Raw genomic sequence first — 14,408 nt, forward strand, 5'->3', positions numbered from 1 at the left:
GCTCTCCTCTCTCCTGTTAGAAATGCTGGTCACAGTCAGTCAGTACGCGCAAACCTGCCGTCCTGAGAAACTCAGGCACGCCCTTATCTCATCTCCTGGACTTTGAGCTCGGCTTCCCTGGCTCGCGCCTTGCGTGTTCTCGTACTAAAGAATTGAAGCAGTGCTTATGTACTGAACGATTGATGGATAGTCAGAGTAGCACACCGTTATGTAGAGCAGGCTAAGGAGACGGCAGCTACTTCTGTGCACGTACAGGCGGTTACATGTTCTCTAATACTGTATCACAAAAAGTCGGATAAGTATATCGTGATAATTTCCCATAAAAGGCTCAGCAAGCTTCTAGCAAGTCAGATGATTTGGCAACCTGCAATGCTAGCGGCATGTGAGGATAGGATGCCCAGGGCTTCCCGGGCATCCCCTGGCCATAAGAGCAATTACTCTGGGGCCGATATGAGAGCAACGAATTCTCTAATAAAGATTGTTTCTGCAAATTCGCTCACTTTATCAATTAACCCTTGCAAACTCCCCGTGTTGTAGTAAGCCACCACTTCTTTTTGTAATTGATATTCTTTCTGGAATTCCTCACTCATATATTTCCAGTTATCATTGTTGTAGTAGCTACGCATAATATATTCAGAGACAAAGTGATGATCAGGTGTGGGAGGCACGGTAACGCGCTGATAGATGCGCTGCATACACGTATCTAGATCCGCTTCCACAAAGAAAAAATAGCTGTCCTCCAGAAAGCTGGAAGATAGCTTGCGAAAAGTTTCTTGATAATTATCGCGCGCAAATTCAATAGTAATGATATCGTATTTTTCTTCCAACGATATCTCTTGCACGTTTTTTTCTAGTCGCTGCAGAGCCACATCATAGACGCTGCCATCAAGAATATCGAACCCTCCATAATTTGTGGCGCGGAAATATTGCTCGTGGGTGTCTTGCTGAAACATCTTGTAGAGGATATCGTAGTCCTTCATACGTTTTGTCTTATAATTGCGACGCTCGGCCAGTTCGAGGATATGACGAACTGCCGTTGTTTTCCCACTTCCAGGTCTGCCCAAAACAAATATCGTGACTGACATACAAAGATTTACTCCTTATAAAAAACTTTAAAGTAACAGACATGGGACATCCTTAGTTTATGTGTACCGTTGACTGCGGTGATATGGATGTGAGTAGAGAGGAAGTGGCATTGCCCTGAGGATAACGAAGCTATGCACACTTCGCTTACGGGTTTTTCCCTTGCAACCCCTGCTCAAACAATATCAGGCATGTCTCATGCCTCTGAATTCAAAGATGTAAACGCGCTCTATTGCTCTATCTGTTCTTGCTGAGGTTGCCAGGGAAAATAGCTCCCAAGGCGAGGGTTCCAGGCAACAACAGTATTGCCTCCTTCATCGGTTCCTAACTTTAGAACAACGTCAAGGGTCTGGCTAAGCATAGTGCTGATCTCGGTGAGGGAGGCATATTCGGTAAGGAAAGCTCGTAGCTTAGCCTGTGTGTAGGATGTGACTGCTAGATGAACAGTGATATGCGGTAATATCAGGATATTGTCGGCAAGGTCTGTTTGCTTAATTGCTATGCTACCATCCAGGCTCACGCGTAAGCGCTCAGCTTTCTCGCGAGCATCTTCAAGAGAGAAGTCGCGCAAAATAAGATAAAATCGGTTCGCGTGCATGTAATAAAGCTGGCAATTGAACGATTTGGTGATCAGCGGAGCCAGAAGCTCCTGAATGCGATGGCCCAACGTCCGGGTGAGGTTACGCATGATCTGATCGCCATACTGGCTGGCCAGGCTCTCTTGCTCATCGAGATCCAGGCCGATAAAGGAAATCACCTCAGGAATGGGCTCACTGGCATCTTCCGGCGCCTGGCAGGGATCGTGCGCGCTGGCAAGGCGGGCGAGCAGGGCTTCCAGATCGTGGAGGAACTCGTTTTCAGAGAGGAATTCGCCAAAGAAGCTATCGACGACGCTGGGAGTGCGCATGAGGCTGCGCAGCTCGCTGCCCATCTGTAAATGAGCCTGAGAGGTGCGCAGGACATTCTCGATGAGCCGAGCGAAGAGGCGTAAGAGGCGCTGATCCTCCAGAGAGAAGGCCTGGGGCTCATCGGAGGCCACATAGAGGACAGCGAGGGGATGGCCGGTCTCGCTGCCGATGGGCACGGCGATGTTGGAGCGGATTTCCCCTTCAATTTCGCGATAGACAAAGGTGCGATCGTTGGCCACGACCTCCGGCTTATAGATGATGCGCCCGCTTTGAAAGGCGCGAATGCTCAGGCTGGTCTGCAACTTTTGCGGACTGAAGAACGACTGACCCTGGATATAAGGGCTGCGCTGGCTCTGAGCACGGGCGATGAGAACCTGTTGCTGCAGGGGCAAGGGATGCAGGGAGGTATCGGGCAAGAGCAGCAGACAGAAGCGCCAGCGCGGCGTGTCCCGCTCTGTCGAGCCTCCAAGCTCAATGAGCAGATCGGCAAGGCCGGTGAGCAGGAGGTCGTGATAGTTGGCGCTGTTGGTCAGATCGGTAGCGGGCAAGAGCAGATCGTTCATGGTCGGGCCAAAGCTGTGGACAAGAAGCGCTGCCTGGGTGTAGAGAGGAGCGAGCAGGCGGCGGAGCAGACTGACCACCAAAGAAGGTAGGGAGAGGGCATGAGAGCGACGGTCGAGGCGTTCGAGGATGAGGAAGGTGTTGTCGCTGGCCGGCTCAAGAGGGGTTTCCTCGTGCAACGGGACCAGAGGCAGCAAGGTGTAGTCGCTGCTGTACTGAAAGAACGGGGAGAAGGTGAGCAGGGTATGGGAGGAGCGGCTCTTACTGAGCCAGCCAAGCAGGCTGGTGCCGAGCTGAGGCAGCTGCTGGATGGAGGAGAGGGTCAGGGCGGGAGTGGGATGAGCCAGGGAGAGAATGAGGCCCAGAGGCAGATTGTTGGGCAGGTACTCGCTGATGAGCAGGAGGGCCAGGCGCAAGCTGTGGGAGGCGAAGAAGCGCCAGAAGAGCAGGCTGCGAGCCTCTTCGATGCGCACGTTGATGGGCAGGATCTCCGGCGGTTCTGAGGAGGGAGCCGGCGAGGAGGGTAAGGCGAAGCCTGAGAGCGGAGAGGAAACGTCGCGCTCATGCACGTTGGACCAGAGCTCCTCGATATCCGGCGGAATTTCGGCCGCTGTATACTTTGCATCAAGCAGTTCGCGAATAATAGCTAATTTATCAAGCTCGTTGAGCGTATATTGTCTTTGTCCTTTATTTTCTTTGCGTAAGGGATTGAGCAGGCCTAGCGATTCTAGCTCACGTAATTTGCTTTCGCTAAATCCAAACAGCTGGGCAGCTCGTCCGATTGTTACCGTAGCCTCTATACGACTACGCTGGATATTGCGCTGGATGCGCTCCTGCACTTCTTTTGAGCGGAGATATTGCTGGATACGCTGCAAGTTATATTCATCCATATGAGCCTCTCCTGTTCTTCTCTGAGATCGATCCATCAAGCTCATATCAGGACTGCAAAAGAAAGTAATTTTTTACCTGCCCTTACGCTTGAAAGATACCTTCTTCATAAGCGAAGAAGCGAGTATATCCAAGATGACCAACATCCATGCCCTATACCTTATAGTTTCTATAACTCCTATTCATAATACCAACAAGTATCTCATAGTTTATACTTAAAAGCAACAATTTTTTTTAAATTCCTTGTAATTTGCTGAGAAGTTTCTTGTATTTGCATGAAAAGATTGACAAGTAATCTTATATTGGCTACAATCTTCTTACAAGTATTTGCAAGTTATCTGTTTTATGACGCAGATTTTCTAAATAGCCTTTCTCTTAGAGAAGGTTCCTTAATATTTTTGCCTGGAGCAATCGTGGTGAATAGTGCTTACTTTTAGAGCAGGAACAAAAGTATTATTCATTGCTTCCGCAATGGGCTATTGCCGGAGGAAACTTCTATGGAAAGAAAGGTATCATGTCAGCAAAGGGAAAATTACTCGTATTGCGTTGAAAATTTCTGGGATCGCTTGTACTCCACATTGCAGCGGCAGGTTAGTACGTATGTCTATAGTACCCATGTGCCCATATGGTGTGGGCAGGAACAGGATGTGATCAACGATATTCTGCAAGAAACACTCTTGCGTATCTGGCTACGGCAGCAAGATGATCGTGCCGAGCCGATTCACAATCTTGAAGCCTTTGCAGCGAAGGTAGCACGCAACTGCTGCCATGATTATTGGCGTAAGGACCGGCGTTTTCTGCGCTTCCCACAGGATGAATATGAGATCGAAGTAGTGGTTCATACACATGATGAGGATGAAAGCGTGGAAGAGAGAGCTTTGCAGAGCCTGATGCAGCTAATGTTTCTTGAGCAGGTAGCTTACCTTATCGTCAAATTTCCCGATAAGCAGCGCCGAGCCCTGCTTATCAACCTGGCCAGCCATACTGACATTGGCGAGGAACCGGCCCCGCTAGAGAAAGCGTTGGGCAAAATGGGCATTCAACTGCAGGATTTTCGCTGCGACACACCAAGCGATCCAGCAGAACGTAGCCGGCATAACACCCTGGTATGCCTTGCCTATAAACGTTTACGTAAAATGCTTCCAACTAGCTCTGGTCCGTCAGCCGCTTAAGTGCCAAATGCTTATGACTGTACAATGCTCTGTACAGTCGTAGGGCCTGATTATGCAATAGTAACATCCGTCAAACTTGTATTCCTCCCTCCTGCACAGTTGCTTGTATCCACAGGCTTGTATTACTCGTTTTGAAACAAAGAGATAGCCGTTACGTAGCAGCGCTTTTACTTGCTAACGAATAGTATCAGTGCTACACTGCGACTAATAAGCGTTTCAGCTTGTATCAAGGCAGAGGAATATGTTTCAATGAATATCAGACCTGGTATACGTAAGCTGGCTCAGCTATTCGTTGTGTTCTTTATTGCGATCAGCGGTGGCCTCGTGTACTGGCAGGTGGTAGCGGCCCAGGCCGTGACTGCCAATGTGCATAACGGACGACGTTGTTTAACCAATAGTGCTCCAGTACGCGGGCGTATCTTTGATCGCAATGGAGTATTACTAGCAGAATCAAAGGCTGAACCAGGCGTATGTGGTTACTTGCGCCACTATTATGACCCCTCTCTAGCTGGCTTAATTGGCTATTATATCAGCCCTCTTTATAACTCAACAGGTATTGAACATCAATTTGATGATTACCTAAGTGGGCGTATGGGTGTGACGCAGATTGATAATACAGTGAATAATCTGTTGCATCGTCCTCCTGTGGGAGACGACATTTACCTGACTATTGATGAACGTATTCAGCGCGTTGCTGCTGAACATTTTAATGATCACATCCCGATTGATAATGTAAATACATTTGCCTCAGATCGGGGCTCGGTAATCGTGACAGATCCGCACACAGGCGAGATCCTGGCCATGGTGAGCAGCCCTGGCTTTGACCCGAATAAGCTTGTCTCAAGCGTAGCTCATGGCGATCTATCTTACTATACGCAATTGACCAAAGATCCCCATCAGCCCATGTTAGAGCGCCCTATTCAGGCCACCTATGCGCCTGGCTCAACCTACAAGGCCTTAACCCTTATGGCCGGACTTGATGCCGATAAGACCACTCTCGATCAGCCCTTCGATCGGACGCAGGCGCTAGGGCCAGTCGTCTATAATGGCCAGAAGATTGGGCCAGTGGGTAACAATATTCAGGATTACACATTTCGTTTTCCTGTCACTACCGATTATGGCTTTACCCATTCTGACAATATCATTTTTGCCCAGATTGGGGTGAATACGGGCTTCGACACCTGGATGGATTACAATAAACGTTTATATGTGGGCAGCGAGATCCCTTTTGATTTGCCTGCGACGGTAAGCCATGTTCTTAAGGAAGGGCAAACGACGCTTGAAAATAACGAATTGGCTGCCAATGCTTTCGGGCAGGGCTATGACGCGGTGACGCCGTTACAAATGTCACTGATTGATAACGTGGCGGCTAACGATGGACAGCTTATGCGTCCCATGCTGATCTCGAAGATTATGGATACGAATAAGGCCCCTATCAAGGTCTATAATCCAGAGAACTTAGGCTCGCCGATTTCCAGCCAGACGGCCCAGGAAGTACGTAAAGCTATGTTTGGGGTAGTACGCTGCGGCTCTGGCTCGATTGTCCAGCAATTGTTTACCTCAGATGCTTCCATTATTGGTAAAACCGGAACGGCTCAGGTAAGCAACGATGGGAGCATTCCCGCTCATGCCTGGATGATTACCCAGGCTCCTTATTCGATCACGAATACGGGACAATTGCCAGCTTTGACTATTGTGGCGATGAAAGAGAATGGCGGCGATGGTGGCGATGCGGTGGGACCAATGATTGCCGCTATGTATCACGATATCTTTGCTAACAATTATGTCAAGGCACAACTCCCCCCACCTCCTCCTACGAACTATTGCTGTTCCGCTCAGCTTTTGCAGCTTGGCTGTCCAGGCTAGGCCCCAAGCCTACTGGCTTTGTCTGGCAGGGGGCTCGGCAAGGTTTTCTGGGCCCTGCTCTTCCTGCTGGATGGCTTGCCAGCAGGCTGAACAGTAGCCGGTGGCAACCAGGTCAAGGGCGAGATGGTGGAAATGATATTGTTCCTGTAACTGTTTATCAAGGTTGCCCAGCAATGCCGTGTCAAGGTGGATGGTCTGGCGGCAGCGGCGACAGATCAAGTGGTGATGTGCCTGGCCATCTGCCGCTTCATAATGGGCTTGCTCGCCTGGTATATGACCCTCACGAATTAACTCCAGGTTCTTTAGAAGATCGAGTGTACGATAGACAGTCGAGAGGCTAACGTAAGGATTGATCTGCTGTACGCGCTCGGCTATCTGCTCGATGCTGAGGTGCTCATTAGCTTCCTGGATCACGCTAAGAATCATGTGGCGTTGGGGAGTGAGACGGTAGCCACGCTTGCGTAGTATTTCATCGGTGGAATTGCTAGAATGCGACATAAGCCAACCCTCGCTTAATGTTTTATTTCTCTTGAGATGTTTATGCTGTATATACGTTTAGCTGTTTGCTATAGTAATAGTGGCCGGCTAGCGAAACGATAGCTGCTTTGTTCTAGGGTTCTGCTGATGAATGGAATACGTCGGCCTTCAATTGCAACATGCTATAATGATAGCACTATTCCGCGTAAATGTGACCCTTTTACCGCTAAGCAGTTTGGGCTCAGAGTTTCCAGTGCTCGTTTTTGTGCTACTTAACAACTGCCTGAAAGGCCCTGAGCTTGTGCAGCGCTCTACTTTTGTCAGCAAGGGCAATATGATACACTGGAGCGGAGATAAGCACTCGGTTGATTGCTGGAAGGGACCTCGTTATGACGCTTTCCGGTTTTTGGCGCTCGGCCCTCGATCCAGAGCGGGTGATGCAGGTTGGAGTGGTTCGCTGGCAGGATGGCGTACGGCAGCCGCGCGAAGAACAGTTAACGGTTGAAGAACCGTTTGAAATACGGATCGGCGAGCAGAGCCTGGCCGTGATTATGCGCACGCCTGGCAACGATCGCGAGTTGGCGCTGGGCTTTCTCTTTTCCGAGGGCCTGATTCAAAGCGCCGAGGATGTGTTGCGCATCGAGGATGCCCTAGATGCTGATGGCCTGCCTTTGCCCAATGTGCTTAAGGTGATTTTGCGCAACCAGCAACAGCAGCAGGCTTTGCAGACGCATCAGGCCACTTTTGAGCGCCATTTTGCAGTTTCGGCCAGTTGTGGGCTATGTGGCAAAAATAGTATTGCCGATTTGCTGTACACGACGCCAGCCCTGGAGCCCGATACATTCCGTGTCCGCGAAGCTGTCTTCTACGACCTGGCGGCACAGCTACGCGCTCGGCAGACGGTATTTAGCCATACCGGTGGCTTACATGCGGCCGGCATCTTTACGCAGATCGGTGAACTACAGCTCTTGCGCGAGGATGTGGGACGGCATAATGCCGTCGATAAGCTGGTTGGTCATGCTTTATTGCACGGTCTCTATCCCTATCGTGAGCGTATCTTGATGGTAAGTGGGCGCACTTCCTTCGAGATTATCCAGAAAGCCTTGCTGGCTCGTATCCCCTGTATCGTGGCTATCTCAGCTCCTTCCAGCCTGGCCGTTGAGCTGGCTGAGAAGAGCGGTATTACGCTTATCGGTTTCTTACGTGATCGTTCGATGAATGTTTATACGCATCCCGAACGTATTGTTCCTTGATATGACTTTTCTTTTATAGACAAAAAAGCTATACTTCGCCTTATGCAAAATGATACAATTGCCGCAATTGCCACTCCTCCAGGTGTGGGAGGAATAGGTATGGTGCGGATAAGCGGGACTGACGCCTTTGAAATGGCCCTCCCGCTTCTGCGGCGTCCCGGCGGCCATTCTGATGTGCCCCCTTCACACCAACTTACCTATGGACATATAGTCGATCCGACGACCCAGGAAGTTCTTGACGAAGTGCTTGTCGCGTTTATGCGTGCGCCTCATACCTATACGCGTGAGGATGTCGTCGAGATTCAGGGGCATGGCGGGCCGCTGGTCCTTCAACGCATTTTGCGCGTTGTCCTGGCCCAGGGCGTGCGGATGGCTAATCCTGGTGAGTTTACTTTGCGCGCCTTTCTCAATGGGCGGCTCGACCTGGCTCAGGCCGAGGCTGTGATGGATCTCATCGGCTCACAAACCGAGGCCGGATTGCGCCTGGCCATGCAGCAGCTACAAGGCAAGCTCTCAACCCAGGTGCAGGAAGCCCGCCATGCTGTGCTGGGCGTGATTGCGCGCATCGAAGCAAGTATTGATTTCCCCGAAGAGGAAGTGCCGATTCCTCAGCCCGATGAACTGCGTCCTCTCATCACCGAGGCTTTGCAGCAGATAGAGAGCTTATTGGCGGGCGCTCAGCAAGGCAGGCTCTATCGCCAGGGCTTACGCACAGCGATTATCGGGCGTCCCAATGTGGGCAAATCCAGCCTGCTGAATGCTCTGTTACGCTCCGAGCGCGCTATAGTCACGCCGATTGCCGGTACCACGCGCGATACCGTCGAAGAGGTGGCCAATCTGCGCGGCATTCCCTTGCATTTGATCGATACGGCTGGCATTACCCCGACTGCCGATCCTGTCGAGCAGATTGGCGTACAGCGCAGCCGGGCCGCCGCTGAAAGTGCTGACGTTGTGCTGTTTGTCTTTGATGGCGCGGAGACGCTGACCGAGATGGATCAGCGCGTCTCTGATGAACTGCAAGTGATGGGCTTTGGCGGTCAGGCAGGGTCAGAAAATCTATCCTCTAAGCATAAAAGGCCAGTCGTTCTTGTAATGAATAAGGCAGATTGTCCACAAAGGCTGGAAATTGACGAATTGCAGCGTATGTGGCCCGGTGCTGCCGTGCTCAAAACCTCAACCTTAACGGGTCAAGGGCTATTGGAGCTTGAAGCAACCATCGCCGATTTGGTTCAGGCCGGTAAAATAGTGCAAAGCGATAGTGTCCTGATAACCAGTGCGCGCCATCAGGAGGCGTTGCGCCGCGCGACTGAGCATTTGCGGGCAGCATTTGACTCATTGGAGCAAGCGCTACCATTGGATTTTGTCTCGATAGATCTACGCGCCGCCTATGAGGCGCTTGGTGAAGTGACTGGAGAGACTGCCAGCGAAGATCTGCTCGACAGAATCTTCAGCGAGTTTTGTATTGGAAAGTAAATATGAATCCACAAGGGGCCTCTAAGAGAAAAGTAATTACTATCATAGCGGCCTTGCTTGCAGTTTGCGTCCTGTTGGGAGTCTTCTTCTTCGTAGCAACTCCCTGGGGGCGTGAACTGCAATCTCCCACGGTCCGCATGGCCAAACCGACCGTCAGGCCAAGTCCTACGCTTCCCCCAACTCCTACGCCATCGCCTACGCCAACTCCTGTTCCCACGCTTCCTGCCGTGAAGAATCCCGGCCAGATTCTGGGTATACAGGGCGATCCACAAACAGCTTTTCCGGGTATTCCCTGGGTGCGCCTGGGCTATCCGAGTTGCGGCTGGGGCGATTTAAAGGGGGACGTCCTCAAGAAAACTGTGGAAGACTATCACAAGCAGAATGTACGCGTGCTGCTGACCGTGTGTCAGGGCAAAAACGATGCCAGCCTCTATGATACCGCTCCCCTACAGGATGCGGCCCAGGGCGAGGCCGATGCGGTGCAATGCGGCAATGAGGAGATGAAGAGCGATGCTGCGGTGGCCTTTTTGTACATACCGCCTGAGAACTTTGCCAAGTTCTATGATCTCTGCGAGCATGCAGTGCACGCCGTGCGCGCGGATATTCCCGTCCTGCTGGGTTCGCTTGATCCCCACGTGGGCGGCGTTGATTACCAACCTCTCTTAAATCAGGTCTATTACCTCAATCAAATGCAGTATGCCATGAATACAAGCGTGCATCCAGGGGGCAAGTGGGATTGGCACTCCCAGACCCTGGGGCTCATCGATAGCTGGCATAATGGCTATCCCGATGCCAGCGTCAATAGCCTGTTGGGCTTGTTTAACTTCTGGGCGCAACAGTTTGGGGTAGATCTCAATAGTGGCGCGCTGGGCAAGCATCTGTGGGTAGTCGAGGGCACCGGCTGTTTTAAGGGCTGCGGTATTGATCCCTACAATAACTATCAGGTAGCCGTTTCGCACATTCTGGCCTTGATTACTGACGTGCAGACCGCGATGCGCTACAGCATTCCTTTCTTTTACTTTAGCGGCAAAGACTTTATGGATCAAGGGATCTACTGGCCCATTGGCGTGCTGGATGCTAACGGGCATCCCAAGCCAATACGTCAGGATCTGGGAATGGGCGCGCGCTCGTTAGCCATGTCTTGCTCTTCTGGCACCGTGAAGGTAACCAGTCAAGAGGACTTATTGGCCAGAATGTATGCAGGATGCTCATTACCAGGCCAATATATAGGTAGCCTGTACTGATTGCTAAACCATTTGAAACCTGACGATGAATGTAGAGATGCTCTGGGGCTCTCCAATAGACTATTGTGTGCCTTTTTTCCCTAATAAAACAGGGATGTGAAAAAGTTATTGCTAGTAGGATAGGGAGAGATGTGCTGAATATGCTGAAAAGGCCTTCGGTAATTATTCTAATTGTGGTCATAATTGGTTGTATTGTGCTGGCCGCGCTCGCTTATAACACAGTTATTCGGACTCCACCGCAGACTGATACTGCCGGTGCCGTGGCGACTCCTAAGCCCACGCTTACACCAACGCCACAAATTACTAAGCTGCCCGTACAAAGTCCTGATAAGGTACTGGGGATTGAGGGGAGTCCAGATATATCTTATAAAGGGATTTCCTGGGTGCGCCTGGGCTACCCAAGCTGCGGCTGGGGCGATTTAAAGGGCCAGGTGCTCAAAGATACGATCGAGGATTACCACAGGCAGGGCGCACGCGTGCTGCTGACCGTGTGTCAGGGCAAAAACGATGCCAGCCTCTATGATACCGCTCCCCTACAGGATGCAGCTCAGGGACGGGCTGATGCGGTGCAATGCGGCAATGAGGAGATGAAGGTTGATCCCAACCTCACCTTTTTATACATACCACCTGAGAACTTTGCCAAGTTCTATGATCTCTGTGAGCATGCGGTGCATAACGTGCGTGAGGACATCCCCGTCCTGCTGGGCTCGCTAGATCCCCACGTGGGCGGCATCGATCATCAGCCCCTGCTTGATCAGGTACAATACCTCAATCAAATGCAGACGGCGATGAATACAAGCGTGCGACCAGGGGGAAACTGGGACTGGCGTAAGCAAACTCTGGGACTTATCGATAGCTGGCATAATGGCTATCCCGATGCCAGCGTTAATAGCCTGCAAGCCCTCTTTAGCTTCTGGGCGCAGCAATTCCATGTGGATTTAAATAGTGGAGATCTGGGCAAGCATCTATGGGTGGTAGAAGGCACGGGCTGCTTTAAGGGCTGCGGCCTTGACGTAAACAATAATGCCCAGATTGCTGTCTCGCACATCCTCACTCTGATCACAGATGTGCAGACTGCCATGAAGTATAAGATACCCTTCTTCTACTTTAGCGGCAAAGACTTTGATGATCAGGGCTATCACTGGCCCATTGGCATTGTTGAGGCCGATGGTAATGACAAGCCAATACGCCAGGACCTGAGCATGGGTGCGCGCACGCTAAACATGACTTGCTCTAATGGAAAAGTGAAAGTAACCGATCAAGAGCAACTGCTAGCTAAGCTCTATGCTCATTGTACGCTGCCCGAAAACTACCTCACCGTTCTTACCAGCTAGATCTCTCAAGAGAAGAGCGCTTAAGGCCACGGTCTCCTGTGCTCTTCTCTTGCCTCTCATCTGGCTTGAGAGATCCCCATGTATGCCCTCTGTTAAATGAGTGCGTTTTCTTTGTTATCCACTTAAAACCGCCCGTAGAGCCGTGTGAGAGAAAGAAGCAGGCCGGCTCACAACGAATTTTTACGAAATCATAAAAATCTCTTAAAAACCTATTGACAATACCAGGGGCCTGTGGCATAATACCGATGTCGCCGATACAGACGGGTGAAAAGCTCAGTCGGACAAACCTCTCGCAGGTTTCCCAATTGAAGAAAGCAGAACCCAGAGGCTTCGTGACTTTCCGTAAGGAAAAGGCCACTGGTTTCTATATTCGTCTCTAAGTGGCTAACAGAAAGAAGCAAGCAAATTGCTTCTCGGGTAACCTTAACAACTGAAGAGTGGAAAGCAGAACAGCAACTGGCAAATGATGTATCGTGCACAAGCTGCAAATGATGCCAGTTCCTGTCAAGCAATTTGAGTATGTAACTTTACGAGCGAATGAGCTCAGAAGAACACGCTTTTTCTCATGGTCTTGTCAAGATCATGTGAACCATAAACTATTGGATGGCGAGTTTGATCCTGGCTCAGGATAAACGCTGGCGGCGTGCCTAACACATGCAAGTCGAACGCCTTCTGGCAACAGAGGGAGTGGCGGACGGGTGAGGAACACGTGGGTTATCTACCTCCGGGTGAGGAATACCACCGGGAAACCGGTGACAATACCGCATACGTTTCCCTTCGCGGGGAAACAAAGCTTCGCAAGAGGCGCCGGGAGATGAGCCTGCGGCCGATTAGCTGGTTGGTGGGGTAAAAGCCTACCAAGGCGACGATCGGTAGCTGGTCTGAGAGGACGATCAGCCACACTGGGATTGAGAACGGCCCAGACTCCTACGGGGGGCAGCAGTGAGGAATTTTCCGCAATGGTCGCAAGACTGACGGAGCAACGCCGCGTGCAGGAAGACGGCCTTCGGGTTGTAAACTGCTTTTCTGAGGGACGAGCAAGGACGGTACCTCAGGAATCAGCTCCGGCTAACTACGTGCCAGCAGCCGCGGTAATACGTAGGGAGCAAGCGTTGTCCGGAGTTACTGGGCGTAAAGCGCACGCAGGCGGTGAACCAAGTTTGGAGTGACAGTCCTCGGCTTAACTGAGGAAGTGCTTCGAAAACTGGCTCACTTGAGGGCTTCAGAGGGACAGGGAATTCCGGGTGTAGTGGTGAAATGCGTAGATATCCGGAGGAACACCAAAGGCGTAGGCACTGTCCTGGGGAGTCACTGACGCTCAGGTGCGAAAGCTAGGGGAGCGAACGGGATTAGATACCCCGGTAGTCCTAGCCGTAAACGATGACCACCAGGTGTGGGAGGTATCGACCCCTTCCGTGCCGGCGCTAACGCTTTAAGTGGTCCGCCTGGGGAGTACGGTCGCAAGATTAAAACTCAAAGGAATTGACGGGGACCCGCACAAGCAGCGGAGCGTGTGGTTTAATTCGATGCAACGCGAAGAACCTTACCAGGGCTTGACATGGAGTTGCACCACCCAGAGATGGGTGTCCCTTCGGGGCGGCTCCACAGGTGCTGCATGGCTGTCGTCAGCTCGTGTCGTGAGATGTTGGGTTAAGTCCCGCAACGAGCGCAACCCCTATCGTCGGTTACAAGTGTCCGGCGAGACTGCCGCGATCAACGTGGAGGAAGGCGGGGATGACGTCAAGTCAGCACGGCCCTTACGTCCTGGGCGACACACACGCTACAATGGCCACGACAAAGGGTCGCCAACCCGCGAGGGGGAGCTAATCCCAACAAACGTGGTCTCAGTTCAGATTGTAGGCTGCAACCCGCCTGCATGAAGTTGGAGTTGCTAGTAACCGTGGGTCAGCACACCACGGTGAATACGTTCCCGGGTCTTGTACACACCGCCCGTCACACCACGAAAGTCGGCAACACCTGAAGCCGCTGGGCTAACCCGCAAGGGGGGCAAGCGTCGAGGGTGGGGTCGGTGATTGGGGTGAAGTCGTAACAAGGTAGCCGTACCGGAAGGTGCGGCTGGATCACCTCCTTTCTAGGGAGTCACCTCTTGTCCTTTGGGACAAGAAACTTCCAGGTCGGTACAGGAACG

Annotated in this window: 9 protein-coding genes and 1 rRNA gene; 7 read left to right on the forward strand and 3 right to left on the reverse strand. The window is 51.5% G+C overall.

From position 1 onward, the window contains the following. Nucleotides 1–434: 434 nt before the first annotated feature. Together EPA93_RS36900 and EPA93_RS36905 are read right to left on the reverse strand one after the other, a co-directional pair. Nucleotides 435–1,085, reverse strand: coding sequence for a P-loop nucleotide/nucleoside kinase family protein (locus tag EPA93_RS36900; RefSeq protein WP_129892321.1), 651 nt, complete (start codon nucleotides 1,083–1,085; stop codon nucleotides 435–437). A gap of 227 nt (nucleotides 1,086–1,312) precedes the next feature. Beyond that, nucleotides 1,313–3,442 (reverse strand): MerR family transcriptional regulator, encoded by a 2,130-nt coding sequence (locus EPA93_RS36905; RefSeq protein ID WP_165423646.1) that lies wholly within the window; start codon nucleotides 3,440–3,442, stop codon nucleotides 1,313–1,315. A gap of 495 nt (nucleotides 3,443–3,937) precedes the next feature. On the opposite strand from EPA93_RS36905, the gene EPA93_RS36910 reads away from it, so the two are divergent. Together EPA93_RS36910 and EPA93_RS36915 are read left to right on the forward strand one after the other, a co-directional pair. Next, nucleotides 3,938–4,612: an RNA polymerase sigma factor gene (locus tag EPA93_RS36910; RefSeq protein ID WP_129892323.1), complete on the forward strand. Its 675-nt coding sequence runs from the start codon at nucleotides 3,938–3,940 to the stop codon at nucleotides 4,610–4,612. A gap of 249 nt (nucleotides 4,613–4,861) precedes the next feature. Further along, the gene (locus tag EPA93_RS36915) at nucleotides 4,862–6,478 is read left to right on the forward strand and encodes a penicillin-binding transpeptidase domain-containing protein (RefSeq protein WP_129892324.1); all 1,617 of its coding nucleotides are present in this window, start codon (nucleotides 4,862–4,864) and stop codon (nucleotides 6,476–6,478) included. 9 nt (nucleotides 6,479–6,487) lie between these two features. Here the strand turns inward: EPA93_RS36915 and EPA93_RS36920 are convergent, their stop codons facing one another. Continuing rightward, nucleotides 6,488–6,976 (reverse strand): Fur family transcriptional regulator, encoded by a 489-nt coding sequence (locus EPA93_RS36920; RefSeq protein ID WP_129892325.1) that lies wholly within the window; start codon nucleotides 6,974–6,976, stop codon nucleotides 6,488–6,490. A gap of 368 nt (nucleotides 6,977–7,344) precedes the next feature. On the opposite strand from EPA93_RS36920, the gene fdhD reads away from it, so the two are divergent. From fdhD to EPA93_RS36945, 5 genes are all read left to right on the forward strand, one after another. After that, nucleotides 7,345–8,208 (forward strand): formate dehydrogenase accessory sulfurtransferase FdhD, encoded by an 864-nt coding sequence (fdhD, locus tag EPA93_RS36925; RefSeq protein WP_207229295.1) that lies wholly within the window; start codon nucleotides 7,345–7,347, stop codon nucleotides 8,206–8,208. 42 nt (nucleotides 8,209–8,250) lie between these two features. Beyond that, a complete protein-coding gene (mnmE, locus tag EPA93_RS36930; protein ID WP_129892326.1) occupies nucleotides 8,251–9,681 on the forward strand; it encodes a tRNA uridine-5-carboxymethylaminomethyl(34) synthesis GTPase MnmE in 1,431 nt (476 codons plus the stop codon). A 2-nt stretch (nucleotides 9,682–9,683) separates the two neighbouring features. Next, nucleotides 9,684–10,925, forward strand: a complete 1,242-nt coding sequence (locus EPA93_RS36935) for a hypothetical protein (protein WP_129892327.1) — start codon at nucleotides 9,684–9,686, stop codon at nucleotides 10,923–10,925. A gap of 140 nt (nucleotides 10,926–11,065) precedes the next feature. Then, nucleotides 11,066–12,259 carry a hypothetical protein gene (locus EPA93_RS36940; protein WP_129892328.1) on the forward strand — a complete coding sequence of 398 codons (1,194 nt, stop codon included), beginning with the start codon at nucleotides 11,066–11,068 and terminating at the stop codon, nucleotides 12,257–12,259. A gap of 600 nt (nucleotides 12,260–12,859) precedes the next feature. Continuing rightward, nucleotides 12,860–14,351: ribosomal RNA gene (locus EPA93_RS36945) — 16S ribosomal RNA — on the forward strand. Nucleotides 14,352–14,408 lie beyond the last annotated feature (57 nt).

The organism is Ktedonosporobacter rubrisoli (genome assembly GCF_004208415.1).
GTDB lineage: Bacteria > Chloroflexota > Ktedonobacteria > Ktedonobacterales > Ktedonobacteraceae > Ktedonosporobacter > Ktedonosporobacter rubrisoli.

Bases quoted from the DNA above. Each gene is read 5' to 3' on its own strand.
- EPA93_RS36915 (WP_129892324.1), top strand. From the start codon at position 4,862: ATGAATATCAGACCTGGTATACGTAAGCTGGCTCAGCTATTCGTTGTG.
- EPA93_RS36935 (WP_129892327.1), top strand. From the start codon at position 9,684: ATGAATCCACAAGGGGCCTCTAAGAGAAAAGTAATTACTATCATAGCG.
- EPA93_RS36920 (WP_129892325.1), bottom strand. From the start codon at position 6,976: ATGTCGCATTCTAGCAATTCCACCGATGAAATACTACGCAAGCGTGGC.
- EPA93_RS36900 (WP_129892321.1), bottom strand. From the start codon at position 1,085: ATGTCAGTCACGATATTTGTTTTGGGCAGACCTGGAAGTGGGAAAACA.
- fdhD (WP_207229295.1), top strand. From the start codon at position 7,345: ATGACGCTTTCCGGTTTTTGGCGCTCGGCCCTCGATCCAGAGCGGGTG.
- EPA93_RS36905 (WP_165423646.1), bottom strand. From the start codon at position 3,442: ATGGATGAATATAACTTGCAGCGTATCCAGCAATATCTCCGCTCAAAA.
- EPA93_RS36940 (WP_129892328.1), top strand. From the start codon at position 11,066: ATGCTGAAAAGGCCTTCGGTAATTATTCTAATTGTGGTCATAATTGGT.
- mnmE (WP_129892326.1), top strand. From the start codon at position 8,251: ATGCAAAATGATACAATTGCCGCAATTGCCACTCCTCCAGGTGTGGGA.
- EPA93_RS36910 (WP_129892323.1), top strand. From the start codon at position 3,938: ATGGAAAGAAAGGTATCATGTCAGCAAAGGGAAAATTACTCGTATTGC.